General features: G+C 58.4%; 26 protein-coding genes, 1 tRNA gene and 2 pseudogenes. 14 read left to right on the forward strand and 15 right to left on the reverse strand.

Annotation, left to right across the window (positions count from 1 at the left end; genetic code table 11):
* Window positions 1-37 precede the first annotated feature (37 nt).
* The 3 genes from iscR to trmJ form a co-directional block, all read right to left on the reverse strand.
* On the reverse strand, window positions 38-529 hold the full coding sequence (gene iscR, locus CLM72_RS23115) for a Fe-S cluster assembly transcriptional regulator IscR (protein ID WP_003194020.1): 492 nt from the start codon (window positions 527-529) through the stop codon (window positions 38-40).
* 287 nt (window positions 530-816) lie between these two features.
* Complete coding sequence (gene cysE, locus CLM72_RS23120) at window positions 817-1,602, reverse strand: serine O-acetyltransferase (RefSeq protein ID WP_034128028.1); 786 nt, start codon at window positions 1,600-1,602, stop codon at window positions 817-819.
* A gap of 2 nt (window positions 1,603-1,604) precedes the next feature.
* Window positions 1,605-2,375, reverse strand: a complete 771-nt coding sequence (trmJ, locus tag CLM72_RS23125; protein WP_105228361.1) for a tRNA (cytosine(32)/uridine(32)-2'-O)-methyltransferase TrmJ — start codon at window positions 2,373-2,375, stop codon at window positions 1,605-1,607.
* Window positions 2,376-2,520: 145 nt separating this feature from the next.
* Between trmJ and suhB the strand changes: the two genes are divergently transcribed.
* Window positions 2,521-3,336: an inositol-phosphate phosphatase gene (gene suhB / locus CLM72_RS23130; protein ID WP_005791195.1), complete on the forward strand. Its 816-nt coding sequence runs from the start codon at window positions 2,521-2,523 to the stop codon at window positions 3,334-3,336.
* Window positions 3,337-3,542: 206 nt separating this feature from the next.
* On the opposite strand, the gene CLM72_RS23135 is transcribed toward suhB, so the two are convergent.
* The 6 genes from CLM72_RS23135 to queA all read right to left on the reverse strand — a co-directional run bounded on the left by CLM72_RS23135 (window position 3,543) and on the right by queA (window position 9,616).
* Window positions 3,543-4,085, reverse strand: coding sequence for a glycine zipper 2TM domain-containing protein (locus tag CLM72_RS23135; protein WP_003194023.1), 543 nt, complete (start codon window positions 4,083-4,085; stop codon window positions 3,543-3,545).
* Between the two features lie 123 nt (window positions 4,086-4,208).
* A complete protein-coding gene (secF, locus tag CLM72_RS23140) occupies window positions 4,209-5,123 on the reverse strand; it encodes a protein translocase subunit SecF (RefSeq protein WP_003194024.1) in 915 nt (304 codons plus the stop codon).
* 9 nt (window positions 5,124-5,132) lie between these two features.
* The gene (gene secD, locus CLM72_RS23145) at window positions 5,133-7,001 is read right to left on the reverse strand and encodes a protein translocase subunit SecD (RefSeq protein WP_003194025.1); all 1,869 of its coding nucleotides are present in this window, start codon (window positions 6,999-7,001) and stop codon (window positions 5,133-5,135) included.
* A gap of 62 nt (window positions 7,002-7,063) precedes the next feature.
* A complete protein-coding gene (yajC, locus tag CLM72_RS23150) occupies window positions 7,064-7,402 on the reverse strand; it encodes a preprotein translocase subunit YajC (protein WP_003175975.1) in 339 nt (112 codons plus the stop codon).
* 43 nt (window positions 7,403-7,445) lie between these two features.
* On the reverse strand, window positions 7,446-8,561 hold the full coding sequence (gene tgt, locus CLM72_RS23155) for a tRNA guanosine(34) transglycosylase Tgt (protein WP_032803964.1): 1,116 nt from the start codon (window positions 8,559-8,561) through the stop codon (window positions 7,446-7,448).
* Between the two features lie 5 nt (window positions 8,562-8,566).
* Window positions 8,567-9,616 (reverse strand): tRNA preQ1(34) S-adenosylmethionine ribosyltransferase-isomerase QueA, encoded by a 1,050-nt coding sequence (gene queA, locus CLM72_RS23160; RefSeq protein ID WP_105228363.1) that lies wholly within the window; start codon window positions 9,614-9,616, stop codon window positions 8,567-8,569.
* 108 nt (window positions 9,617-9,724) lie between these two features.
* Here queA and CLM72_RS23165 point away from each other — a divergent pair.
* Window positions 9,725-9,809 (forward strand) — tRNA-Leu (locus tag CLM72_RS23165).
* 83 nt (window positions 9,810-9,892) lie between these two features.
* Window positions 9,893-10,222, forward strand: coding sequence for a hypothetical protein (locus CLM72_RS23170; RefSeq protein ID WP_105228365.1), 330 nt, complete (start codon window positions 9,893-9,895; stop codon window positions 10,220-10,222).
* 7 nt (window positions 10,223-10,229) lie between these two features.
* Here CLM72_RS23170 and CLM72_RS23175 read toward each other — a convergent pair whose 3' ends face one another.
* Window positions 10,230-10,865 (reverse strand): LysE family translocator, encoded by a 636-nt coding sequence (locus CLM72_RS23175; RefSeq protein WP_038451453.1) that lies wholly within the window; start codon window positions 10,863-10,865, stop codon window positions 10,230-10,232.
* Between the two features lie 155 nt (window positions 10,866-11,020).
* On the opposite strand from CLM72_RS23175, the gene CLM72_RS23180 reads away from it, so the two are divergent.
* Window positions 11,021-11,392: a PH domain-containing protein gene (locus CLM72_RS23180; RefSeq protein WP_014719840.1), complete on the forward strand. Its 372-nt coding sequence runs from the start codon at window positions 11,021-11,023 to the stop codon at window positions 11,390-11,392.
* 80 nt (window positions 11,393-11,472) lie between these two features.
* On the opposite strand, the gene CLM72_RS23185 is transcribed toward CLM72_RS23180, so the two are convergent.
* Together CLM72_RS23185 and CLM72_RS23190 are read right to left on the reverse strand one after the other, a co-directional pair.
* Entirely contained in the window at window positions 11,473-12,048 is a 576-nt protein-coding gene (locus tag CLM72_RS23185) for a PIN domain-containing protein (RefSeq protein WP_105228367.1), read from the reverse strand.
* The gene (locus CLM72_RS23190) at window positions 12,045-12,515 is read right to left on the reverse strand and encodes a helix-turn-helix domain-containing protein (protein ID WP_054922011.1); all 471 of its coding nucleotides are present in this window, start codon (window positions 12,513-12,515) and stop codon (window positions 12,045-12,047) included. The genes CLM72_RS23185 and CLM72_RS23190 overlap by 4 nt, the downstream gene beginning before the upstream one ends.
* Window positions 12,516-12,708: 193 nt before the next feature.
* Here CLM72_RS23190 and CLM72_RS23195 point away from each other — a divergent pair, with 193 nt between their 5' ends.
* The 3 genes and pseudogenes from CLM72_RS23195 to CLM72_RS29385 form a co-directional block, all read left to right on the forward strand.
* Window positions 12,709-13,863, forward strand: a complete 1,155-nt coding sequence (locus CLM72_RS23195; protein WP_105228369.1) for an S-type pyocin domain-containing protein — start codon at window positions 12,709-12,711, stop codon at window positions 13,861-13,863.
* 7 nt (window positions 13,864-13,870) lie between these two features.
* Window positions 13,871-14,128 (forward strand): colicin E3-like toxin immunity protein, encoded by a 258-nt coding sequence (locus CLM72_RS23200; RefSeq protein ID WP_105228371.1) that lies wholly within the window; start codon window positions 13,871-13,873, stop codon window positions 14,126-14,128.
* Between the two features lie 121 nt (window positions 14,129-14,249).
* Window positions 14,250-14,765 (forward strand): annotated as a pseudogene (locus CLM72_RS29385) (barstar family protein); the annotation flags it as partial.
* Between the two features lies 1 nt (window position 14,766).
* Here the strand turns inward: CLM72_RS29385 and CLM72_RS23210 are convergent.
* The 3 genes from CLM72_RS23210 to CLM72_RS23220 all read right to left on the reverse strand — a co-directional run bounded on the left by CLM72_RS23210 (window position 14,767) and on the right by CLM72_RS23220 (window position 16,835).
* Window positions 14,767-15,867, reverse strand: coding sequence for an IS110 family transposase (locus CLM72_RS23210; protein ID WP_105229078.1), 1,101 nt, complete (start codon window positions 15,865-15,867; stop codon window positions 14,767-14,769).
* A gap of 131 nt (window positions 15,868-15,998) precedes the next feature.
* Window positions 15,999-16,373, reverse strand: a complete 375-nt coding sequence (locus CLM72_RS23215) for a cytochrome c family protein (protein WP_034128041.1) — start codon at window positions 16,371-16,373, stop codon at window positions 15,999-16,001.
* A 30-nt stretch (window positions 16,374-16,403) separates the two neighbouring features.
* Window positions 16,404-16,835 (reverse strand): VOC family protein, encoded by a 432-nt coding sequence (locus CLM72_RS23220; protein ID WP_105228373.1) that lies wholly within the window; start codon window positions 16,833-16,835, stop codon window positions 16,404-16,406.
* 162 nt (window positions 16,836-16,997) lie between these two features.
* Between CLM72_RS23220 and CLM72_RS23225 the strand changes: the two genes are divergently transcribed.
* From CLM72_RS23225 to CLM72_RS23250, 7 genes and pseudogenes are all read left to right on the forward strand, one after another.
* Window positions 16,998-17,360 carry a response regulator gene (locus CLM72_RS23225; RefSeq protein WP_003194033.1) on the forward strand — a complete coding sequence of 121 codons (363 nt, stop codon included), beginning with the start codon at window positions 16,998-17,000 and terminating at the stop codon, window positions 17,358-17,360.
* A gap of 212 nt (window positions 17,361-17,572) precedes the next feature.
* Window positions 17,573-18,187, forward strand: a complete 615-nt coding sequence (locus tag CLM72_RS23230) for a biliverdin-producing heme oxygenase (protein WP_105228375.1) — start codon at window positions 17,573-17,575, stop codon at window positions 18,185-18,187.
* Window positions 18,184-20,427, forward strand: a complete 2,244-nt coding sequence (locus CLM72_RS23235; protein ID WP_105228377.1) for an ATP-binding protein — start codon at window positions 18,184-18,186, stop codon at window positions 20,425-20,427. Before CLM72_RS23230 ends, CLM72_RS23235 begins: the two co-directional genes overlap by 4 nt.
* 267 nt (window positions 20,428-20,694) lie before the next feature.
* Window positions 20,695-20,916 (forward strand): hypothetical protein, encoded by a 222-nt coding sequence (locus tag CLM72_RS28855; RefSeq protein ID WP_146120488.1) that lies wholly within the window; start codon window positions 20,695-20,697, stop codon window positions 20,914-20,916.
* 157 nt (window positions 20,917-21,073) lie between these two features.
* Window positions 21,074-22,973, forward strand: a pseudogene (locus tag CLM72_RS23240) (alkaline phosphatase D family protein).
* Window positions 22,974-23,110: 137 nt separating this feature from the next.
* Entirely contained in the window at window positions 23,111-24,124 is a 1,014-nt protein-coding gene (locus CLM72_RS23245; RefSeq protein WP_105228379.1) for a sensor domain-containing diguanylate cyclase, read from the forward strand.
* Between the two features lie 109 nt (window positions 24,125-24,233).
* On the forward strand, window positions 24,234-25,487 hold the full coding sequence (locus CLM72_RS23250) for an aspartate aminotransferase family protein (protein ID WP_105228381.1): 1,254 nt from the start codon (window positions 24,234-24,236) through the stop codon (window positions 25,485-25,487).
* Window positions 25,488-25,514: the final 27 nt, after the last annotated feature.

Below are 25,514 nucleotides of genomic sequence, written 5' to 3' on the forward strand. Positions count from 1 at the left end.
AATCAGGCTGGCTGGCGTGCCGTTAGCTCTTCGGCTGTCACTCGACGGCGGACGCTTCGATCTTGTCCAGACGCGGCGCCTTGGTGTTGCAACGGCGCTGGTCCTGACGCTGGGCTACTTCTTGCACCTCACGGCGAGTCACAAGATCAGCCAAGCTGATACCACTCAAAAACTCATGGATCTGCAGGCTCAAGTCACACCACAAGTGGTGTGTCAGGCAGGTGTCGCCGGCATGGCAGTCACCCAAACCCTGGCATTTGGTGGCATCGACGGATTCGTTGACCGCGTCGATCACCTGGGCCACCTGAATGCCCTGCATGTCGCGGGACAGCTGATAGCCGCCACCCGGACCGCGAACGCTGGAAACCAGATTGCTACGGCGCAATTTGGCGAACAACTGCTCGAGATAGGACAGGGAAATGCCTTGGCGCTCGGAGATATCGGCCAGGGACACCGGCCCAGTTTGCGCGTGCAAGGCCAAGTCGAGCATGGCGGTCACCGCGTATCGGCCTTTTGTAGTCAGTCTCATGGACAAGTACCAAGGTGTTTCAGAATGGGAGCAAGTATGCGATTCCCGAGTATTTAAGTCAACTATAAGACCTAGTACTTTAGTCAGGATTACCCGTAAAAAGGGCGCGCGAATCATAGCAGGATGGGGTGGGATCGAACAGCGTAACCAAGCCTGCTGCAAGGCCACCGGGCCAATGGAGATCAAATGTGGGAGCTGGCTTGCCTGCGATTGCGGTGGACCAGCAACCTATAAGCAAGCTGATAGACAGCTATCGCAGGCAAGCCAGCTCCCACAAGAGACCGCGTTCAGCCTGCCTTGGTGGTAGCGGCTTCGTCCTTGATTTCAGCAAAATCTTCTTCACGCAGTTCAGGCAAGTCTTTGGCACAGTACGGGCTGCCCAACTCCTTCAGCGCCCCGCACATACCCTCCAGCTTGCCGTCCACCGCCTGCAAATGATCAAGCAATTGACCAATCGCACGAGCCACCGGGTCGGGCATATCTTCACTGACGCCATAGGCATCGAAACCAATCTTCTCGGCCATCGCCTTGCGCTTGGCCTCTTGCTCATCACCGACTTGCGGCTTGACGATGATGCGGCCTGGAATGCCCACAACCGTAGCACCCGGCGGCACAGCCTTGGTCACTACCGCGTTGGAGCCAACCTTGGCGCCGGCACCTACGGTAAAGGGCCCGAGCACCTTGGCGCCCGCCCCTACTACCACTCCATCGCCCAGCGTTGGGTGGCGCTTACCCTTATTCCAGGTGGTGCCGCCCAGGGTCACGCCTTGATAGAGGGTGACGTCATCGCCGATCTCGGCCGTCTCGCCAATCACGATGCCCATGCCGTGGTCGATAAAGAACCGACGGCCCACCTTGGCACCCGGGTGAATCTCGATACCGGTCAACCAGCGCCCGAAGTTCGATACCAGGCGCGCCAGCCATTTCCAGCCCATGCCCCAAAGGGCGCCAGACAGGCGATGAATCCAGATCGCGTGCATGCCCGGGTAGCAGGTCAGCACTTCAAAGGCGTTGCGCGCCGCCGGGTCACGATGGAAAACACTCTGGATATCTTCTCGCAAACGCTCGAACATTTTTAATCCTTCCGCTCAAGAAGCTCACCACGGGCCGCTTTCTGGGTTTCCGTGAGGATGCCACGCAATATGTTCATTTCAGCCCGGCTCACCGAGCTGCGGCCGTACAAACGACGCAGGCGCGCCATCAAGTGCCGTGGCTTTTCAGGGTCGAGAAATTCGATGGCGACCAGGGTTTGCTCCAGGTGCTCATAGAACCGCTCCAGCTCGTCCATGGTGGCCAACTCGCCACTTTTGGTCGATGCAACCTCGTCCTTTTCCACTTTGCTCGGCTGGCCGGCAGCGGCCAGCCAGGCCATGCGCACTTCATAAGTCAGCACCTGCACCGCAGCCCCGAGGTTCAGCGAGCTAAACTCAGGGTCTGAGGGGATATGCACGTGGTAATGACATCGCTGTAGCTCTTCGTTGGTCAGGCCGGAGTCTTCACGGCCGAATACCAAGGCGATTTCAGCACCGCCAGCAGCCTCTTCCACCACTTTGGTGCCGCATTCACGCGGATCCAGCAGCGGCCAAGGGATACGACGATCACGGGCGCTGGTGCCGAGCACCAGATTGCAGCCGACCAAGGCATCCTCCAAGGTGGCGACTACTTGGGCATTTTCAAGCAAGTCATTGGCGCCGGACGCACGGGCATCAGCCTCGTGGTGCGGGAATACCCGCGGTTCGACCAGCACCAGGCGCGTCAGCCCCATGTTTTTCATGGCTCGCGCCACCCCGCCGATGTTGCCGGGATGACTGGTATTGACCAAGACGACACGAATGTTTTGCAGCAAGGGAGGCGCTCGCGGACACAGGAAAGGGGAGCAAATCTTACAGAACCGCCTAAGGTTATGCCATGAAAGCGAACGTCGTCCTTCACCTGAGGAAAGTTTCTGCTAGAATGCTCGGCTTTCTTTAACAACCTTAGGTGACCTATCCATGCAGCCCATGCTGAATATCGCGCTGCGCGCCGCCCGCAGCGCCAGTGAATTGATCTTCCGCTCCATCGAGCGCCTGGATACCATCAAGGTCGACGAAAAAGACGCCAAGGATTATGTATCCGAGGTGGATCGCGCCGCCGAACAGAAAATCATCGACGCCCTGCGCAAGGCCTACCCTACCCACGGCATCCTCGGTGAAGAAACCGGCCTGCACAAAGGCAGTGGCGAAGGCGAAGACTACCTGTGGATCATCGACCCACTGGATGGCACCACCAACTTCCTGCGCGGCATCCCGCACTTTGCCGTGAGCATCGCCTGCAAATACCGTGGCCGCCTGGAACACGCCGTTGTGCTGGACCCGGTTCGCCAGGAAGAATTCACCGCCAGCCGTGGCCGTGGCGCCCAACTGAACGGCCGCCGCCTGCGTGTCAGCGGCCGCACCAGCCTGGAAGGCGCCCTGCTGGGTACCGGCTTCCCGTTCCGTGACGACCAGATGGACAACCTGGAGAACTACCTGGGCATGTTCCGCGCCCTGGTTGGCCAGACCGCCGGCATCCGCCGTGCCGGTGCGGCCAGCCTGGACCTGGCGTATGTAGCCGCCGGTCGCTTTGACGCGTTCTGGGAGTCGGGCCTGTCCGAGTGGGACATGGCAGCAGGCGCCCTGCTGATTCAGGAAGCGGGCGGCCTGGTGAGCGACTTCACCGGCGGTCATGACTTCCTGGAGAAAGGCCACGTCGTGGCTGGCAACACCAAATGCTTCAAGGCAGTACTGACGGCGATCCAGCCGCACCTGCCGGCTTCGCTGAAGCGCTAAGCGAGCGGGCACAAAAAAGCACCCTGCGGGGTGCTTTTTTTATGCGTGGGATTTAGCAAAAAACCAATTCCAACTGACTCAATACAATCCAATGTGGGAGCTGGCTTGCCTGCGATGGCGGGCTGCCAACCAACTGATTAGTTACTGACCCACCGCTATCGCAGACAAGCCAGCTCCCACACTTGGATCGAAACCAGACCTGGGGATTACTGCTGGTTCTGACCGAGGATCAGACGACCTTCCTTATCGACCGGGATCTGGCTGCCAGGGTCGCGCTCCATACGCACGGTACCTTCCTTGCCGTCCAGGTTGTAACGCACGTCATAACCGACCACCTTGTCACTGATGTCATTAACGGTGTTACAGCGAGTTTGCGTAGTGGTGTAGGTATCGCGGTTCTGCATACCTTCCTGAACCTTGTTACCGGCGTAGCCACCACCGACCGCACCGGCCACGGTGGCCAGCTTCTTACCGTTACCGCCACCAATCTGGTTGCCCAGCAGGCCACCCGCAAGGGCACCCACCACGGTACCGGCGATTTGATGTTGGTCCTGCACCGGACGCTGCCGGGTCACAGTGACGTCCTTGCAGACCTCACGCGGGGTTTTGATCTGGGTTTTAACCGGCTGCACCGCCAGTACTTGCGCATACTCAGGGCCGCTTTTTACCAGGCTGTAGGTGGCAACAGCGCCTCCGGCAGTCACACCGACAGCACCCAATACCGCACCAACCAGCAACGACTTGTTCACATGAACCTCCTGACCATCACAAGCGGACCGAAAGATCCGCGCTATACCCAGCCTTGGAGCAAAAAAAAAGGCGCGAGTTCAATACTCGCGCCTTTCTTGTAACAGCGGATCAACAAACGCCCATCAAGGACGGTCGTCGACCTCCTTGTCGGTAGCGGCAGGAGGGATCAAGTCTTCGCTGTTGAGGTTCAGCCAGATCAGCACCACGTTGGCGATGTAGATCGACGAGTAGGTACCCGCCAGAACGCCGATAAACAGCGCCAGGGAGAAGCCCCACAGGTTGTCGCCACCGAAGATCATCAGCGCAGCAATCGCCAGTAAGGTGGAGATCGACGTCGCCATGGTCCGCAGCAGGGTCTGGGTGGTGGAGATGTTGATGTTCTCGATCAACGTTGCCTTGCGCAGTACGCGGAAGTTCTCACGAACCCGGTCGAATACCACGATGGTGTCGTTGAGCGAGTAACCAATGATCGCCAGCACAGCCGCCAGTACGGTCAGGTCGAAGGTGATCTGGAAGTAGGCCAGGATACCCACGGTCACGACCACGTCGTGGATCAGCGACACAATGGCGCCGACACCGAACTTCCACTGAAAGCGGAATGCCAGGTAGATCATGATGCCGACCAGCGCCATCAGCATGCCGAGGCCGCCCTGGTCGCGCAGCTCTTCACCCACTTGCGGGCCGACGAACTCGACGCGCTTGACCGATGCCGGGTTGTCGCCACCCACCTTTTGCAAGGCCTCGGCTACCTGGTGACCCAGTTGCGGGTCTTCGCCAGGCATGCGCACCAGCAGGTCTGTGGTGGCGCCGAAGCTCTGCACAACGGCTTCGTGATAGCCGGCCTTGACCAGCTCGCTGCGCACCAGGGTAACGTCGGCCGGCTTCTCATAGGTCAGCTCGATGAGCGTACCGCCGGTAAAGTCCAGGCCGTAGTTCAGGCCCTTATGGAACCAGCTGAACAACGCCAGAACGGTAAGGAGCACGGTGACGCCGAACGCAACGTTGCGAACGCCCATGAAGTTGATTGTACGTAACATGGCAGCCCCTTAAATCCACAACTTCTTGAAGTCACGCCCGCCAAAGATCAGGTTGACCATTGCGCGGGTCACCATGATGGCCGTGAACATCGAGGTAAAGATCCCGAGGGACATGGTCACCGCAAAGCCTTTCACCGGGCCCGTGCCCATGGCGAAGAGAATCCCGCCGACCAGCAATGTGGTCAGGTTGGAGTCGAGGATCGCGGTAAATGCCCGGCCGAAGCCTTCGTTGATTGCACGCTGCACGGTCATGCCGGCGGCGATCTCTTCACGAATTCGCGAGAAGATCAGCACGTTGGCGTCCACCGCCATACCCATGGTGAGTACGATACCAGCGATACCTGGCAGGGTCAGTGTGGCGCCCAGCAACGACATCAAGGCCAGCAGCATCACCATGTTGCCCGCGAGGGCGACAGTGGCGATCACACCAAAGAAGCGGTAGATGGCGATGATGAACAGCGACACGAACAACATGCCCCACAGCGCCGCATCGACACCCTTGGTGATGTTGTCGGCACCCAGGCTCGGGCCGATGGTACGTTCTTCAGCGAAGTACATCGGTGCCGCCAGGCCACCGGCACGCAGCAGCAACGCCAGCTCGGAAGACTCGCCCTGGCCGTTCAGGCCAGTGATACGGAACTGAGCACCCAGAGGCGACTGGATGGTCGCCAGGCTGATGATCTTCTTCTCTTCCTTGAAGGTCTGCACCGGCACGTCTTTCTCGACGCCGTTGACCATCTGCTTGGTGTAGGTGGTCACCGGGCGCTGCTCGATGAAGATCACCGCCATGCTGCGACCGACGTTGCTGCGCGTGGCGCGGCTCATCAGTTCACCACCATGGCCATCCAGACGGATGTTCACTTCAGGCGTGCCGTGCTCGCCGAACCCGGCCTTGGCGTCGGTCACCTGGTCACCGGTGATGATCAAGCCACGCTCGATCAGCGCTGGAGGGCGGTTGCCTTCGCGGAATTCGAATTCTTCGGAAGTGGCACGCGTAGCGCCTGGGTCTGCCGCGAGACGGAACTCCAGGTTGGCGGTCTTGCCGAGGATACGCTTGGCTTCAGCGGTGTCTTGTACGCCTGGCAGCTCAACCACGATGCGGTTGGCGCCCTGGCGCTGCACGATCGGCTCGGCTACACCCAGCTCGTTGACGCGGTTACGGACCGTGGTCAAGTTCTGCTTGATGGAGTATTCGCGGATTTCAGCGATCTTGGCCGGGCTCATCGCCAGACGCAGTACCGCTTGACCGTTCAGGTCGGCAGGCACGATGTCGAAGTCATTGAAGTTCTTGCGGATCAGCGCACGGGCCTGTTCGCGGGATGCTTCGTCAGCAAAGCCCAGCTGGATAGCGCCGTTGAGCTGCGGCAGGCTGCGATAACGCAGCTTCTCTTTGCGCAGCAGGCTCTTCACGTCGCCTTCGTAGACTTTCAGACGTGCGTCCAGGGCCTTGTCCATGTCGACTTCCAACAGGAAGTGCACACCACCGGACAAGTCCAGACCCAGCTTCATCGGGTGCGCGCCAATGCTGCGCAGCCATTGTGGCGTGGTCTGGGCCAGGTTGAGCGCGACAACGTAGTCGTCACCCATGGCCTTGCGTACGACATCCTTGGCCGGCAATTGGTCTTCTTGCTTGGTCAGGCGCAACAAGCCGCCTTTGGAACCAGCCGCCAAGGTTGCCGCTTTAACCTGGATACCCGCGTCATTGAGCGCTTTGCTCGCACGGTCCAGATCAGCCTGATTGACTTGCAGCGAAGTGCTGGCGCCAGAGATCTGGATCGCCGGGTCATCAGGATAGAGATTGGGAGCGGAATAAATAAAACCGATCGCCAGCACCGCCAGGATCAGTACGTATTTCCACAGAGGGTATTTGTTCAGCATCACGCCGCCCGCTTATAACGCGGGGCGCCTTGCGCGCCCCGTCGATTGGTAAAGGTTGTTACTCAGATCGCTTTGAGCGTGCCTTTAGGCAGCGTGGCGGCGATGGCGCCCTTCTGGAACTTCATTTCCACGGTGTCGGAGACTTCCAGTACCACGAAAGCATCGGAAACCTTGGTGATCTTGCCGGCGATACCGCCAGTGGTCACGACTTCGTCGCCTTTTTGCAGGCTGCCCAGCAGGTTTTTCTGCTCTTTGGCGCGCTTGGCCTGTGGACGCCAGATCATCAGGTAGAAAATGACCAGGAAGCCGACCAGGAAAATCCACTCGAAACCACCGCCCATAGGGCCGGCAGCAGCAGGCGCAGCGGCGTCAGCCATAGCGTTAGAGATAAAAAAGCTCATTTAGCACTCCAGTTGCAAATAGTGAATCTTAGGGTCGGAAAACTCAGTCCAAGGGCGGCACAGGGAGGCCACGCTTGGCATAGAAGGCATCGACGAAGGCGGCCAATGTACCCTGTTGAATAGCCTCGCGCAAACCAGCCATCAGGACTTGGTAATGACGCAAATTGTGGATGGTATTCAACATGCTACCCAGCATTTCCCCACACTTGTCCAGATGGTGCAGATAAGCACGGGAGAAGTTCTGGCAGGTGTAGCAGTCACAGGTAGGATCCAGCGGCGAATCATCATGGCGATGGAACGCGTTACGGATTTTCAGCACGCCTGTATCGATGAACAGATGCCCGTTGCGGGCATTACGGGTTGGCATCACGCAATCGAACATGTCCACACCGCGGCGCACACCCTCTACGAGATCTTCCGGTTTGCCAACGCCCATAAGGTAACGAGGTTTGTCAGCGGGCATCAGGCCTGGCAGGTAATCGAGCACCTTGATCATTTCGTGCTTGGGCTCGCCCACCGACAAACCGCCGATGGCCAGGCCGTCGAAGCCGATCTTGTCGAGGCCTTCCAGCGAGCGTTTGCGCAGGCTTTCATGCATGCCGCCCTGGACAATACCGAACAGCGCCGCCGTGTTATCGCCATGGGCGTTCTTCGAACGCTGGGCCCAACGCAGCGACAGCTCCATGGAGATACGCGCCACGTCTTCATCGGCCGGGTACGGTGTGCACTCGTCGAAAATCATCACGATGTCCGAGCCCAGGTCGCGCTGTACCTGCATCGACTCTTCCGGACCCATGAACACCTTGGCGCCGTCGACCGGCGAGGCGAAGGTCACGCCCTCTTCCTTGATCTTGCGCATGGCGCCCAGGCTGAACACCTGGAAACCACCGGAGTCGGTGAGGATCGGGCCTTGCCACTTCATGAAGTCATGCAGGTCGCCATGCTTCTTGATCACTTCCGTGCCCGGGCGCAGCCACAGGTGGAAGGTATTGCCGAGGATAATCTCGGCACCGGTGGCGACGATGTCGCGCGGCAACATGCCTTTGACGGTGCCGTAGGTGCCGACCGGCATGAAGGCCGGGGTCTCCACAGTGCCGCGCGGGAAGGTCAGGCGGCCGCGACGGGCTTTGCCGTCCGTAGCGAGCAATTCAAACGACATACGACTCATAAGTTGTCCTCAGGGCCGCGCGGCGCCGGGTTACGGGTGATAAACATCGCATCACCGTAGCTGAAAAAACGGTACTCGTTAGCAATGGCGGCCTGGTAGGCAGCCATGGTTTCCGGGTAACCGGCAAATGCCGACACCAGCATCAACAGCGTGGATTCCGGCAAATGGAAGTTGGTGACCAGGCAATCGACCACATGAAAGGGTCGCCCTGGAAAAATGAAGATATCGGTGTCGCCACTGAACGGCTTGAGCACGCCATCACGCGCTGCACTCTCCAGCGAACGCACACTGGTGGTGCCCACAGCAACCACTCGACCGCCACGCGCCTTGCACGCCGCCACCGCATCCACCACGTCCTGGCTGACTTCCAGCCACTCGCTGTGCATATGGTGGTCTTCGATGTTATCCACACGCACCGGCTGAAACGTACCGGCCCCCACGTGCAGAGTCACATAGGCCGTGTCGACGCCCTTGGCGGCAATCGCATCCAGCAATGGCTGGTCGAAATGCAGCCCGGCAGTCGGGGCGGCGACGGCGCCGAGGCGCTGTGAGTACACGGTCTGATAGCGCTCGCGGTCCGCGTCTTCATCGGGGCGGTCTATATAAGGAGGCAACGGCATATGGCCGACGCGCTCCAACAACGGCAACACTTCTTCGGCAAACTTGAGCTCGAACAAGGCATCGTGGCGCGCGACCATCTCGGTTTCACCACCGCCCTCAATCAAGATGCTCGACCCCGGTTTGGGCGATTTGCTGGAGCGCACATGGGCCAGCACGCGATGGCTGTCCAGCACCCGCTCCACCAGGATTTCCAGCTTGCCGCCGGACGCTTTCTGGCCAAACAGCCGCGCCGGAATCACCCGGGTATTGTTGAAAACCATCAGATCGCCTGGGCGCAAATGCTCAAGCAAATCAGTGAATTGACGGTGTGCGAGGGCACCGCTGGGCCCATCGAGGGTCAGCAGTCGACTGGCGCGACGCTCGGCCAAAGGGTGGCGAGCGATCAGCGAATCAGGGAGCTCAAAAGTAAAGTCAGCAACGCGCATGATGGGGTTCGTCTAGCAGGGCCGGGAAGTCTAGCGGAAATAGTGAAAATAGACCATGAAACGTGATTGACCAACGGTAATCTCATCTCTATACTTCGCCGCCATTGAGCCCTGATGGCGGAATTGGTAGACGCGGCGGATTCAAAATCCGTTTTCGAAAGGAGTGGGAGTTCGAGTCTCCCTCGGGGCACCATCTTAAAAAAAGACCTTGAAATTCAAGGTCTTTTTTTTCGCCTGCAAAAAAGTGCCAGGCGTGGCAGTGGAGGGAGCGGGACCATGGAGTTAACGCTTGAAGCGGTTGCGTTGTTTGCATTGAAGCTGGTGCATGAGACTGACGACGGTAGCCCGTTGCTGCGCGATGATCCCGTGATGGAGGGCTATGATCGCGAGGTGTTCGGGTTGTTGGTGCGCCAGGGAAACCTGGCCGAGATCCAAGTGAAGCTCGATGAATGCCTGTCTCTGGCACTCGACACCCTGGGTGGCGCCGATACCGTCATGGGTCGCGAGTTGCAGCGGCTCGCAACGGACGTGCGCCAAGCACCGACCCTGGAAACACTCGACGCCCCGCTCCACGCACTCAAGGATTACCTGAAAGCCATCCTGTGACGTTGACTTACTTACGCCCTTCCACCGCCATCCGCACCGCCAAGCCCATCAACACCGACCCCATCAGCCAGCGCTGCAGCACCTGCCAACCTGGCCGGGTGACAAAAAACACCGCGATGGAACCCGCCATGCAGGCAATCACCGCGTTGACGCTCACGCTGATAAGAATCTGCAGGGAGCCCAGCGCCAGGGATTGCACCAGCACACTGCCATGACCGTTCGGGTCGATGAACTGGGGCAGCAACGACAAATACATCACCGCCACTTTGGGATTGAGCAGGTTGGTGACCAAGCCCATGGTGACCAACTTGCGCGGGCTGTCCTTGGGCAAGTCGCGCACCTGGAATGGCGAGCGCCCACCCGGCTTGACCGCCTGCCAGGCCAGATACACCAGATACAGCGCCCCGCCGAGCCGCAGCGCGTCGTAGGCAAACGGCACCGCCATCACCAACGCCGTGATACCCAGCGCCGCGCACACCATGTACACCACAAACCCCAGCGCCACCCCGCCCAGGGAAATCAACCCGGCCGTGCGCCCCTGGCAGATGGAGCGGGAAATGAGGTAGATCATGTTCGGCCCCGGTGTCAGTACCATGCCGAGTGAAATCAGGCCGTAGGCGAGCAAGCTGGATATATCAGGCATGGATTGGCTCCTGTTTTTTATGCTGCCAGCGTGAAACCCTTCGCCGACGCGGTCGTGTTGAGCGTCATGCTAGGGGCTTGCAGGCCCAGGCGTTAGATACAGATCCGCAAGCAAAACGTCATACACCGACGGCACCACTTACCCAGGACAGGCACATGATCGACTTCAACAACAAAGGCTTCTTCAAGCTCAAGCAAAACAACGAATACGCCGAACGCGTAGCGGCCCTGCTGCTGGACGGCGAAGAAGTGGTCGACGCGTACAAGGCCATGCGCGACGGCGTCGTGTTCACCACCAAACGCATCATCGCGGTTAACGTGCAGGGAATTACCGGCAGCAAGAAGGACTTCACCTCATTGCCGTACAAGAACATCGTGGCGTACTCGGTGGAAACGTCCGGGACGTTTGACTTGGATTCGGAGTTGGAGATTTATTTTTCGTCGTTGGGGAAGGTGAAGTTCGAATTCACTGGCAAGACCTCGATCGTGGAAATCTCGCGGCTGATTTCCAAGCACCTGCTGAGTTGATCCGCAGGCATAAAAAAGACCTTGGCGTCCCAAGGTCTTTTTTACTGCGGTTCAACTGACGTACACCGGGTTCATCCTGCTCACAGCATCATTTCATAAGGCCCCATTGCCTTGCTAGTCTGCACCAAGCCCTGCCGCATCAACATTTCGAGATAGCTTCCCGCCTCCATCGCGGGCTTCTTCAACGCCCTCCTCTGCTTCTGCGCTGCTCCCAAAACTGCCGCCTGATCCAAATCCCAGAGATCCGAAATAAAGTCATCCGGATGCATCGGTTCAATGTCATAGGCAGCCAATATATGTGGTGGAAAGTCTTTCAAATTGAAGGTCACGATAACCTCAGCTTTACTCCGAATTGCTGCCGCCAACACATGCCGGTCATCCGGGTCTGGTAAATCCAAACTCGAACACAGGTCCTCATATCCGGTCACCAGAGCGTCAGGTATCGCAACGTCCATTAGCGCCGACGTGCAGTCCACCTGCGCGGCCGTAAGATCGGGTCGATTCTTGAGTATGTTGCGCTTCCACTCATCCTGAATCTGGCTAGTCCATCGCGCTCGATATAACCCAGACAAACCAAGCCACATGAGTAAGTCCCGAAGAACCGCAGGATAGAGAACACAAGCGTCGTATACCGCTGTAAAGGGCGAACACCTCATCCGTCATACCCCATTCCCAACTCTTGGGCCTGTTGAACCAGCGCTTCCATTGCCTCTTGGCTTTGCTCGTCACGCCGTTGCTTGAAGGCCATCAAATCCGAAAAGCGGACTCGACGATGTCGACCCGTTTTTGTAAAGGGGATAGCGCCGTCCTCCAGCATTTTGACCAAATGCGGGCGTGACACATTAAGCAAGTCGGCCGCCTCCTGCGAGGTCAACTCGGCATGAACCGGCACTACCTTGACGGCATTGCCGAGCGCCAATTCGCCCAGAATATCGACCAGCAGGCGCAGTGCGGAGGTTGGGAGTACAAGCCTGTGTGGCTTATCTTCTTTGTCGAAGATGTCGATGCGCTGGGTTTCAAATTTGGTCGACAATAGGGACGCTAATTCACGCTGGCCCTGCACTGCCGCCTCGACTTCTTTTTCCAGCGGAAGGATCGTTTTGGGAAGATTGTTTATGGTCATGATGCAACTCCGGCCTTGCGCAATTCAGTTGAGGCCAACGCTAAACGAAACAAACGAAAATCGCAATATTCGAAACAATGCTGGCGACTCACGCACCAGTCAACTTTTCCCACATCAACTGAAAATTGAGCTGATATCGGTTCCTGACTCCCCCTCATAGGCTCACTCCCTCGCACAAGGAAGTGAATCGGTCATGTCAGAACGCTTTTATCCACCCACCGAACAAGCGTTACTCAAGCGACGAATCCTCACCCGGCAACCGTCGCGTATGCCGTATTCGCCTACTGTCGATTTTTTCGAGCCATCCCCTGCCCCGCCACCTACACCAGCCAAACCTCCCGGCTGCGTCTTCATCAAGCCATGCCAACTGCCTGACGGTATCGCCCATTACTCGAGCCCCCCCGGTTTTGTCCCACTGGAACTGATCAAGGAGTACGGCCATGTAAGTCTGTTGGGCGGGCGTGAAGTGGACGCCCGGGGCGCGGTTGCCTTGCGCAAGATCAGCGGCAGTGCACTGCCAGCCGGCTTAGGGCAGTTGGCATTGCGTTCAGCGTTTTTGGAAGCGGCGGCCACAGTCAGCGCATCCGTCGCTGGTAGCCTGTTGACAGGGTTGGTAGCGCTGGCTTGGCCGTCGGATCTAAGTGATAGCGCGCTCTATAACGAGGAACAGTTGCGTTCGCTGCAACGAGCGCGCTCGCAAATGCGGCTGCATATCGAGCAACGCGACGACGGCACGCTCAAGGGGTATGGGTTTTACACAGGTAACAATGCCGATTGGCAGATGATTGACGTGGTGCAGTTTCAAAACCGCAGCGGCCAGTTAATAGCAGATTTGAATAATGGCGTAGAGCTGATCTGGACGCCCTCCGTTGATCCAAATGACACCTTAGGTGTTCCGGCATTGGAGGCTGCGCCGCAAGCACCGGTGATCTGGATCTACCCACCGACTGAGACGGCGGCGCAGATTCTGGTTAACCCTATTTACCCACCGGACTATCGGGATTTTATTCTGGTGTTTCCGGCGGGGTCGGGGGTTCGGCCGCTGTATGTGGTGGTAGGTGCCAAGGCTGGGGATCACAAGTACCACAAAGCGCCTAACACAGAACAAATAACTGGCTTTGAAAAACTGATAAAAGCAAAACCCAAGACTCCCAGACAAGGAGGCGCCGGGCTGAGAGAACGCTGGATTGAGGAAAAAGGCCGGAAGATCTATGAATGGGACTCTCAGCACGGGGAGCTGGAGGTTTATCTAGCAAGTGATGGGAGCCATATAGGTGCTTTCAACCACATAAGCGGCGAGCAGCTAAAAGGGTCGATCAAAAAACGAAACATCAAAAAATATCTGTGAGGGCTACATGGGACTTAAAATAAGATTGGAATGGTTCGACAGAACCACAGAGAGACTAAGCGGAACGGAGAGTTCAGCGGACTGCGGAGATGACTACTCGGTGATTTCCGCGCTCGGGTTGTTGGGCGCAGTGGACGTCAATAACGGTATGTTTGAATTGCGCAGGGAATGGCTATCAGTGATACAGCCGCACTTTTCTCACGAAATTGCTCTTTCAGAAAGTGACTACTTCATTGCATTTGATTACGAAGTTGCAAACGAGTAATGCAGATTCAAAGAATTCAGCCTGAGTTGCAGAAGATGAAAAAGCAAATGGTGCACAAGTGACCCGTTCATCCATCATCAAAATAGACCTTAGCCGCAACTAAAACCCCAAAGAACTTCACGCCACGCTGTGCACTTCACTCAACTTTCCCAACTGGTATGGCCAAAACGGGGATGTCTTTTTGGACGCCATCACCGGCTTGGTAGAAATGCCCGAGACGCTTGAGTTTTCTGGCTGGGGGATTTTTTCAGGGCGCCTACCCCGCGATGCCAGGATGCTGCGCCAGTGCCTGGCTGAGCTTGCGACCCATTTCCCGGACCTGGCGTCGCGGGTTCAGCAAGACTTTTTTGTAGGAGCGAGGGGGACGCCTAGTGCTTGCTCCTATGTATGGACTCGCCCTCCACTGTCAACCCGCTTTTCAAACATTGGTACCCGGTTGCATCTATGTATCAGGCCTATCCGAGGAAGCTCCAAACAGCTTCTGGCCAACATTGGATCAGCTCGCGATCTGCCCATTACAAAAAGGCCTCAAGGGCCGGTAGGAGCGCAGGCATCAATTCGCGACGGTCTGACCAGGGGTCAATGTTCGTTAGCACGGGTTGGAGCGGCTAAACGCCCCGGTGGCAGAACTCTGTAAATCAGTGGCTCATCGCAGCCTCCTGACTATTGCCTGGCTGACGTCGATACGTCTGGTCGTTTTGCAAGAGCCGCCAGAGGATACGCAGGTTACGGTTGGCCAAACGCACCGCCGCCTCCTTGCGCCCTAGGCGAGATACCCAACGCTGTAGCCGCTGGTCGTCTGGCTGTTCTGAATCCGGTCGCACCTGTCTTAACACGGCGTGGGCACCCTGGACCGCCAGGCTGCGCAAATACGCATCACCCTTCTTGCTCATCTTGCCGAGCCGGATTTTTTCTCCGCTGCTGTGCTGGCTGGGCACCAGCCCGAAGTAGGCGGCGAACTGTCGGGCATTTGCGAAGCGTTCAGGCTCAGTCTGCTTGGCCAACAGTGCTGTGGCTATGATCGGGCCAACTCCGCGCACCGTCATCAATCGCTTGGCTGTCTCATCGTTCTTCGCCGCTGTTTCGAGCCGACCGGTCAACACGTTGACGCGTTCGCCCAAATGAACCCATTCAACTAGCAGTTCGGCGATTAGTTCGCGCAGCAAATCGGGCAATGGCTGGGTGGCGTCTTCCAGTATTCGCGGGATACGTTGGCTGATGGCCATTTCGCCTTGGGGCATGGATACTCCCTGCTCCAGCAGTAAGCCGCGCATCTGATTACCGACTGCCGTACGTCGCCGTATATATCCCTGTCGGGCCCGATGCAGCGCTTGCATTGCGAGCGCCGCCGCACTTTTGACCGGTACGGCAGATATCCTGCAGTCGCGTCCAGCACGCAGGATCGCCAATGCATCGTTGCGATCATTTTTCGGGCCGCTGCGATGAGTGGCCACATGCTGAGCCGGTAGGATGCGCACTGAATTGCCCTGTGTTTGCAGCAATCGCGCCCATGCCTGAGCACCTGGCCCGGTTTCCACCAGTACCGTCACGCTTGCTGGAAGCTTAAGAAGAAAGGCTTGAAAGGCCTCGCGTGACTTAATCCGATCCTCGAATATCACCTGGCCAAGCGCATTCTCGCCGGCAACCTGGAAGACCTTTTTGGCAAGGTCTACCGCAACGTTTACGCAAGTAGATACATCGGCTGACAAAGACTGATTGATCGTCGTATGCTTTTTCATGGGCTCGCCCTCGCTGTCGTTGGCTTCTATAAGAATGCCACCGTGGCGCATAGACGCCTCGGCTTGGGCGAGTCCATCTAATTACAGAGGACAGAGGACAGAGGACGGTGATGCGTGCCAGCCTGGGCATCTCACTTGGGCTGGAATGTCTCCAAATACGCCAGGATATTTTCAATCTTCTCCTGGTCACTGATCCCCCAGAAGATCATCCGCGTGCCACTGACCACCGATTTCGGGTCTTCAATGTAGGCCGCCAGTTTTTCCCGCGTCCACACCACGCCCGAGTTCTTCATCGCATCCGAATACTGATAGTCCTGAGTGGTACCGGCAGGCCGGCCAATGATGCCGTTCAGTTCCGGGCCAAAACCACCTCGCGCCCCCTCACCAATGCTGTGGCAGCCGCCGCAGGTCTTGGTGAAGAGTTTGCCGCCCGCCTCTGCGTCGCCCGCAGCGAACGCGGGTGCGGCGATAACGGTCAGGGCGAGGGTCAATAACACATACTTCATTCACGTCTCCCTATCGGCTATTGCCGTGGATTATGCCTGTTCAACCGGCCTTTCTCCCAGCCGCTGCACCAGACGCACCAGATACCCGTCCGGGTCTTTCACGATGAACTGGCGCTGCCCGGCCTCCACGTCACCGGCTCGGTACCAGGCGTCCTCTACATCGCGGAACAAGGGCCAGCCGATCTGCGCCAAGCGTTGCAGGATGGGTGCTACGGCGGGCACATCGATTTGCAGGTTGATGCCGCGCCCGAATGGAGGCTGCAACGGTGCGGTAAGCCACTGACCGGCCTCGGGGTCGTATTGTTCGAGCATGATTTGCGCGCCGTTAAGGTCGAGGTAGGCAAAGCCTTCTTCTGCGCGCTGATAGGCAATAGCGAAACCTAACTGTTCGATCCAGAACGCCAGGCTCGCGCCAAGGCGGGTGACGATCAGTTCAGGCACGAGTGGGTTACGGTTGAACATGGCATTCCTTGGATGGCAGGGTGGCGTTCACCTTAACGGATTGTCGTGCCCATGGCTCACAAGCAGCCAAATGACCACCCATCGTTTAAAAAACATCCAATCGAACCTATATACCCAGCCCCTACTCCACCTTACTGAACCCCTGATGGTGGAGTAAGGATCATGGCTCAGCCATCGATTTTGGTATTGGAAGACGACGAGATCATTCGGGCGTTGATGGTGGATGTGCTGGAAGACTTTGGTGCGGTAGTAACATCGTTTGCATCGGCAGACGAAGGGATGATTTACCTGGAGCGCGGCGATGACCCGGTGGATTTGATTGTCAGTGATATTCAAATGCCCGGCTTGCTCAATGGTTATGACTTGAGCCGTGTCGTCGCCCACCGGTGGCCTGAAGTACAGGTAGTGCTGACCTCAGGTAATACGAAAATCGCCGCCGAGTTGGGCAGTTCCGTGCGGTTTCTGCCCAAGCCCTGGAGTACCGACCACTTGCTTGAGTGCGTGCAGACAGCATTGACGCACTAGGGCCAGTCCCGGGATTGATAGCAGCGCGATATCATTTCAACCGAACTTGAGAGCTAGTTCTGCGGTCATGTAAGGTGCAGGGAGCGACTTTTCTGATCCGCTGGTCAGCCTTTTCGCTTCTGCGTTCAGCTGACGACAATGAGTTGTGTAGAATCGTCGCCCATTTTCACGCGTCATTCATGGCCGACAGGCCCACAGTTCGAGCTCATTGAATGCATTCACAGGCCCATGACGTTAGTGCGCCCTCCTTGCTGGAAACGTTGCGCACGGGCACGGGCCTGCTGCATGTGGCGTTGGAACAGCGCCTGCCGTTTTTTTCCGAGCGCCTGGATGCCCAGTGGTATCGGCGCTTGCTGCAGGCGTACTACGGCTTTTATCAGCCAATGGAAGCGGTGCTGTATGACAGCGGTTTGATTCCCGACGGCTATGAGTCTGCGTTGCGTGTGAAAACGCCAACCCTGGTCCATGACCTGCACGCGCTCGGCCTGACTGAGCACGCCATCCATGCCCTGCCTCGCTGTACCCAGCTCCCCGTATTAGACACACCGGCTGCGTGCCTCGGCGCCCTGTATGTGCTGGAAGGCGCCACCCTGGGCGGCCAAGTGCTGCGCCGGGAAATGGCCCTGCGCCTGGATGTGAACGCCGACAACGGCGGTGCCTTTCTCAATGTATACGGCGCCGAGACCGGACGGCGCTGGAAAGATTTCCTCGATTATCTGGGCCGCCAGCCACTGGATACAGATGCCGCCGTGCGCGCGGTGATGGCGGCCCGCTCGACATTCAGCGGCTTTGAGCAATGGCTCGACAGCCAGGAGGTATTGCTATGAAACCCGAAGATTTTGAAGAGCTGCTTGCCAACTGCGCCGACGAACCCATTCGTTTTCCGGGGGCCATCCAGCCCCACGGCGTGCTGCTGACCTTGTCGGAACCTGGCCTGAACATCATTCAGGTAAGTGCCAACGTCGGTACGTTGTTCGGCCACGCCCCCGAGGCGCTGTTGGATCAACCGTTGCACAGGTTGATTGGCGAGGACTACGCCCGGGCCGTGCAAACCATGGCCGAGGACAGCGCATTCCTGGACTCGCCGCCCCTGCTGATAACCTTCAAGGGTGAGCAGTTCGAAGGCCTGTTGCATCGCCACCAGGGCGTGTTAGTGCTGGAATTCGAACCACGGCTCAAGGATTTCAAACCCCGAGCGCACAATGGCCGCACCAGCGACCTGGGCAAGATGCTGCACCGCCTGCAATCGGCAAAGACCTTGGAGGCGCTCTACGCCATCACCGTCAACGAAATCCAGGCCATGACCGGTTATGACCGGGTGCTCATCTATCGCTTCGAAGAGGAAGGCCATGGCCAGGTGATCGCCGAGGCCTCGGCGCCGTCCATGGAATTGTTCAACGGGCTGTTCTTCCCCGCGTCCGACATCCCCGAGCAGGCTCGCGAGCTATATCGCACCAACTGGCTACGGATCATCCCCAATGCGTCCTACGAACCGGTACCGCTGGTGCCCAAATTGCGCCCGGACACCGGGCAGCCTCTGGACCTGAGCTTCGCCACCCTGCGCAGCGTGTCGCCGATTCACTGCCAGTACATGCAGAACATGGGCGTGTTGTCGTCCATGAGTATTTCACTGATGAAGGGCGACAAACTCTGGGGCCTGATCAGTTGCGGCAACCGTGAGCCGCTGCTGGTGCCCAACGACCTGCGCATGGCCTGCCAGACCATCGGCCAGGTGCTGTCATTGCAGATCAGTGCCATGGAGGCCCTGGAGCTGACCCGCCAGCGCGACGAGAAAGTCGAAGCGCTTGCGCTGCTGGATCGGGCGATGAAAGCCTCTGCCAATAACGTATTCGACGGCCTGGCCCAGCAAGGCCGACTGCTGATGGACCTGACCCTCTCCGGCGGCGTGGCGATCATCGAAGACAAGCAATTACACCGCTACGGCAACTGCCCGGAACCGGCGCAGATACGCGCGCTGCACAAGTGGTTGCAGGGCGACGGCGCACCGGTATTTTCCAGCCATAACCTGGCCTCGGTTTATCCGCCGGCCGCCGAATACCAGAGCGTGGCCAGCGGCGTGCTCGCCATGAGCTTGCCCAAGCCTGTGGATAACGGCGTGTTGTGGTTTCGCCCGGAAGTCAAAGAGAACATCCACTGGAGTGGCGATCCGCAGAAGCCGCTGAATCTGGAAACCTGCGACGCGGGCATGCGCCTTCGCCCACGCACCTCGTTTGAAATCTGGAAAGTGGAAATGGCTGGTATCTCCACCAAGTGGAGCCATGGCGACCTGTTTGCCGCCAACGATCTGCGCCGCTCGGCCCTGGAGAACGACCTGTCCCGCCAAGTGCTGCGCGAGCAACAAGCGGTGCGTGCGCGGGACGAGCTGGTCGCGGTGGTTTCCCACGACCTGCGCAACCCCATGACCGTCATCTCCATGCTCTGCGGCATGATGCAAAAAGCCTTCAGCTCCGATGGCCCCCACACTTCACGGCGCATTTCTTCCGCCATTGACACCATGCAACAGGCTGCCGGGCGCATGAACGTGTTGCTGGAAGACTTGCTCGACACCTCGAAAATCGAAGCCGGGCGCTATGTGGTCAAACCGGTGGCGCTGGACGTCAGCCAGATTTTTGAAGAGGCGTATTCGCTGCTGGCGCCCCTGGCCTCGGAAAAGGGCATCGACCTGTCGTTCAATGTCGAGCCTGGCCTGCAGATCAAGGCCGACCCGGAGCGCTTGTTCCAGGTGCTGTCGAACCTGATCGGCAATGCGATCAAGTTCACTCCGCGCCAGGGCAACATCGGCATCAGCGCCATGAGCGCCGGCGAGGAGATTGTATTTTCGGTGCGCGACTCCGGTGAAGGCATTGCGCCGGACGATTTGCCCCATGTGTTCGATCGCTATTGGACCCAGACTGAAAACAACCCCACCGGCAGTGGGCTGGGGCTGTATATCACTCAAGGCATCGTTAAGGCGCATGGCGGCAGGATCGAAGCCGAGAGCAAGCAGGGCCAGGGCAGCGAGTTTCGATTTACCGTACCGAAGGTGACGATTGAGGCAAACAACTGAGCCATTTGCCGGCAGGGACAACCATATTGCCCCTGCTGCCCCATAACCGAGAACTGAAAACCAAACATACACTCATACAACATTGCATTGCTTTAACAAAGTTTCAAAATAAAACAACCAAAATTTAACAACAAAACCAACTCACCCATCACAAACAGAAACATAGAACACCTCGCAAAAAACATCGAACCCCACTAACTTATGCCGGGCACTGTTACAGGGAAGAACATGCCATGTAAACCATGTCATTCATAGTGAGGCGTTACCATGTTCAATTCTATCGGCTTTAATCCCGTCAACACTTACATTTCCCAATCCGCCCCCGACCAAGACACCCAAGCCAGCGAGAAGGTCAACTCACGCTCGAAACGAAGTCTCGATCAAATCGCTCCCGATAATTCGATTAATGACAATGGGGTCAGCGCAGACAGAGGCGGCAGGCGTAATGGTGGTGGCTTGGACAGTCTCGGCAAAGGCAATGTTCTTTGAGTAAACTTACTTAAGCGCAACTACTAAATAAGTAGCGCCCAGGGCGCTGCTTATTCATTAATAGCCACAACGTATTACTGCCTGACGTTCGTTGACGAAATGCCGACATTTTCAGCGTTATACTGAGCGCTTATCTTATTAGTGAGCCGATCGCGTCATGCCTGAACTGCAGTCACTTCCCCCCGTACTTGCCGGCCCGTTGCTGCGCCGCCTGGAACCAAAGCGTGTGGTGCTATGGCTGGTGGCGAGCCGGGAACTGAAGCTGGTTATGAGGCTGCAGCACGCTCAGGGATCGACGCTGGATATTCACCTTCATGCACATTGTCAGATCGTCCCCGTCGGGCGCCATTCGTTTATCCACTTGATCGATGTGCTCCTGACTGACGCCCTGCCTCTGGATGTAAACATCCACTATGACCTGTTTATTGACGGCTGCGGAATAGCCCAGTGGGCACCCCATCTGCTGTACGCAGGCGCCACGCTGCCCGATTTCGTCGTGCATGGGCGCATCCACCAACTGGTCCACGGCTCCTGCCGCAAGCCTCACCATCGCGCTGATGACGGGTTGCTGTGCATTGATCGTCTGCTGGCTCAAGCTCCCACCGTGGCACAACGCCCCGCCTTGCTGATGATGAGCGGCGACCAGGTCTACGCCGACGACGTCGCGGGACCCATGCTGCGGGCAATTCATGAATTAATCGCGCGCCTGGGCCTGTTCGACGAATACCTGGAAGGGGCCGTGGTTGACGACAGTGCCGCCCTCTACGGGCATCGCGCCAGCTATTACCATCGCGCCGACCTGCTCCCCGCGCTGGACAGTAACGAGACCTTGCGTGAGCGCTTTTTCGGCGGTGTGAAGAAACCGATTTTCACCAGCAGCACCGCCGATAATCACCTGGTGACCTTTGCCGAAGTGATCGCCATGTACCTGCTGGCCTGGTCGCCCACACCGTGGACACTGATCTCCCCCCCAACCGCCGCAACTGAGCGCGCAAGAACAGCAGCGTTATGCCCGCGAACAGATACAGATCGATCAATTTCGCAGTGGCCTTCCAGGGGTCGCCCGGGTATTCGCCCACCTCTCGACCCTGATGATCTTCGATGATCACGACATCACCGACGACTGGAACCTCAGCGCCCAATGGGAAGAAACTGCCTACGGCCATCCCTTCTCCAAACGCATCATCGGTAATGCGTTGATGGCCTATCTTTTATGCCAGGGCTGGGGCAACCAGCCCGAGGTGTTTGGCGAACTGGTGAGCCAAACCCAGGCACTTGCCAACCAGGCGCAAGACAACCACCTGGACGCCACACAGCAGGATGAGCTAGTCACCACGCTGCTGAAATTCCAGCAGTGGCACTACGTATTGCCCACCACCCCGGCGCTGGTGGTACTCGACACCCGCACCCGACGCTGGCGCAGCGAGTTCACCCTCAAGCAACCTTCCGGCCTGCTGGACTGGGAAGCCTTGAGCGAACTGCAACAAGCGCTACTGGACCACCCGTCAGCCATCATTGTCTCGCCTGCGCCGGTGTTCGGCGTCAAGCTGATCGAGACGGTGCAAAAGGTTTTCAGTTGGTGTGGCTTCCCACTGCTGGTGGACGCCGAGAACTGGATGGCCCACCGCGGCGCTGCCCAAGTGATTTTGAATATCTTCCGCCACTCGCGCACGCCGGGTAACTACGTGATCCTCTCCGGCGACGTGCATTACTCGTTTGTCTACCAAGTACTGATCCGCTACCGCAACGGCGGCCCCAATATCTGGCAAATCACCAGCAGCGGCATCAAGAACGAGTTCCCGCCGCGCCTGCTGGAATGGTTCGACCGCCTCAACCGCTGGCTCTACTCCCCGCGTTCGCCGCTCAATTGGTTTACCCGCCGCCGCACCATGCAAGTGGTGCCCTATATTCCAGAGCACGCCGAAGCGGGTGAGCGATTGTGGAACTCGGCAGGCATTGGCCAGGTGTTTTTCAATGAGCAGGGCCAACCGCAAGCCATTTACCAGCACAACGCGGATGGGAAGCCTCGGACAAAGATGATGGCGCCAGAAAAATAGCGTTTCGCCACTCGTCAAAAGCAGCACACCTGCCCTATTCAAAGCGCGCAAGCGCCGATGTACAGTAGCGCCAGCCACGGAGTATCGGCGTCAACCATGACTGGCCTTGGGCGCCAGCCCCCGCAGGAAGCGTGCAGATGGACGATACATCCGGCAAAGAACCGCTACGCAATGAAGTTTCCGACCTTAACGTCGACCTATTGCACGCCATAATGGAGTTGGTCAGTGACGGCATCTGGGACTGGAATGCCAATACCGGCTTCGTCTACCGCAATCCCGGCTGGTACGAAATGCTTGGCTACTCCCACCACTCCCTGGAAAACAGCGTCTTCACCTGGGAGAACGTGATCCACCCCGAGGACTACTCTCGCGTGATGGCGGTGTTCGATGACTACATCAGCCTACGCGCCGCTCATTATCGGGCCGAATACCGTTGTCGCAAAAAAGACGGTACGTACCTCTGGATCGAGGACCGTGGCTACGTCATTGCCCGCAACCCCGACGGTTCAGTGGCGCGCATGGTCGGCGCACACCGTGATATCCATACGCGCAAATGCTCCATCGAACAGTTGCAAAAGCGCAACCAGTCTCTGGAAGCACTGGTCGCGGAGCGCACGCTTGAGTTGTCGCGCGTCAACCAGCAACTGCAATTGCAGCTGGACGAAAACCGCTCTTTGGCCGAGCGGGACGCCCTGACGCGCATCGCCAACCGGTACCGCCTGGAAAAAGTGCTGCTGGAGGAATGCGACCGCGCCGAACGCTTCCGCCTGCCCCTGGCCCTGGTGGCCATGGATGTCGATGACTTCAAGCCGATCAATGACCAATACGGCCATGGCGTCGGCGACCAGACCCTGATACGGGTAGTGGAACATCTGGAAGCCTGCGTACGTAAAAGCGACTTGCTGGCGCGCTGGGGCGGCGATGAGTTTATGGTGGTGCTGCCCAAAACCAGCCTGGACGAGGCCAAAGAGTTGGCCGAAAGGATTTGCCATAAAATCAAGGAGGCGGCCCCCGTGGGCGCCTTGAACGTTACCCTGAGCCTGGGCGTGGTGGAGCGGCGCATGGGCGAGTCCCCGGCTGCGCTGATGGCGCGGGCCGACCAAGCCTTGTACCGATCCAAGGCGGCGGGCAAGGATGGGGTGTCGGAATAGTCGCAGCTCCTTCCAAGGTGGAATGACACGGCGACTTTATTTCGTTTGCGGCAAGGCCGGGCGCGCGGCTTAGATAGCGCTGCGCCCACCACTGCCGAGTCCCAGAGCCATGAGTCACGCTAGCATCAGCCAGTCGATTTCCATCGTTCACCCCATCAGCCTCAGTCACGGTAAAAACGCCGAGGTCTGGGACACTGCAGGCAAGCGTTACATCGACTTTGTCGGGGGTATCGGCGTGCTCAACCTGGGCCATTGCCACCCGGCCGTGGTGGCGGCCATTTGCGAGCAAGCGGCCCGGCTCACCCATTACGCGTTCAACGCCGCACCGCATACGCCCTACATCGAGTTGATGCAACGCCTCAGTGCCTTTATCCCGGTGGGTTACCCCGTCAGCGGCATGCTCACCAACAGCGGTGCAGAAGCGGCAGAGAACGCCTTGAAGATCGCCCGTGGTGCCACTGGTCGCACGGCGGTGATCGCCTTCGACGGTGCCTTCCATGGCCGCACCCTGGCGACCCTCAACCTCAATGGCAAGGTCGCGCCCTACAAGCAGAAGGTCGGCGTACTGCCCGGCCCTGTGTATCACCTGCCCTACCCCAGTACCGATAACGGCATGACCTGCGCCGAAGCGCTGAAGGCGATGGAGCGTCTGTTCAGCGTGGAAATCGACATAAACGATGTGGCCTGCTTCATCATCGAGCCGGTGCAGGGCGAAGGCGGTTTTCTAGCCTTGGACACTGAGTTTGCCCAAGCCTTGCGACGCTTCTGCGACCAGCACAACATCCTGCTGATCATTGATGAAATCCAGTCGGGTTTTGGTCGCACCGGCCAGCGTTTCGCCTTCTCGCGCCTGGGCATCGAGCCGGACCTGCTGCTGCTCGGCAAAAGCATCGCCGGCGGCATGCCGCTGGGGGCGGTGGTCGGGCGCAAGGCGCTGATGGACAACCTGCCCAAAGGCGGCCTGGGCGGCACCTACTCCGGTAACCCCGTCGCCTGCGCGGCGGCGCTGGCGACCCTTGAGGCGATGAGCGACAAAAACCTGCCCGCCTGGGGCGTCGCGCAGGAGGCCGCGATTGTGGGTCGCTATGAAGCCTGGCGCGCGCAGCAACTGTCGCCCTACCTGGGCCGCCTCACCGGTGTCGGCGCCATGCGGGGCATTGAACTGGCCCATGCCGACGGCACACCCGCCCCCAAGCAACTGGCGCAACTGCTGGAGCTGGCGCGAGAGGCCGGCTTGCTGCTGATGCCCAGCGGCAAGTCGCGGCACATTGTGCGCTTGCTGGCACCGCTGACCATTGAGCCTGAGGTGTTGGAGGAAGGCCTGGATATTCTCCAAGCGTGCCTCGAAGAACTGGACGAGTAAAATGTATCAACAGGTTTGTCGCTGCTC

It is taken from the genome of Pseudomonas sp. MYb193, from assembly GCF_002966775.1.
In the GTDB taxonomy this organism is placed as follows: Bacteria; Pseudomonadota; Gammaproteobacteria; order Pseudomonadales; family Pseudomonadaceae; genus Aquipseudomonas; species Aquipseudomonas paracarnis.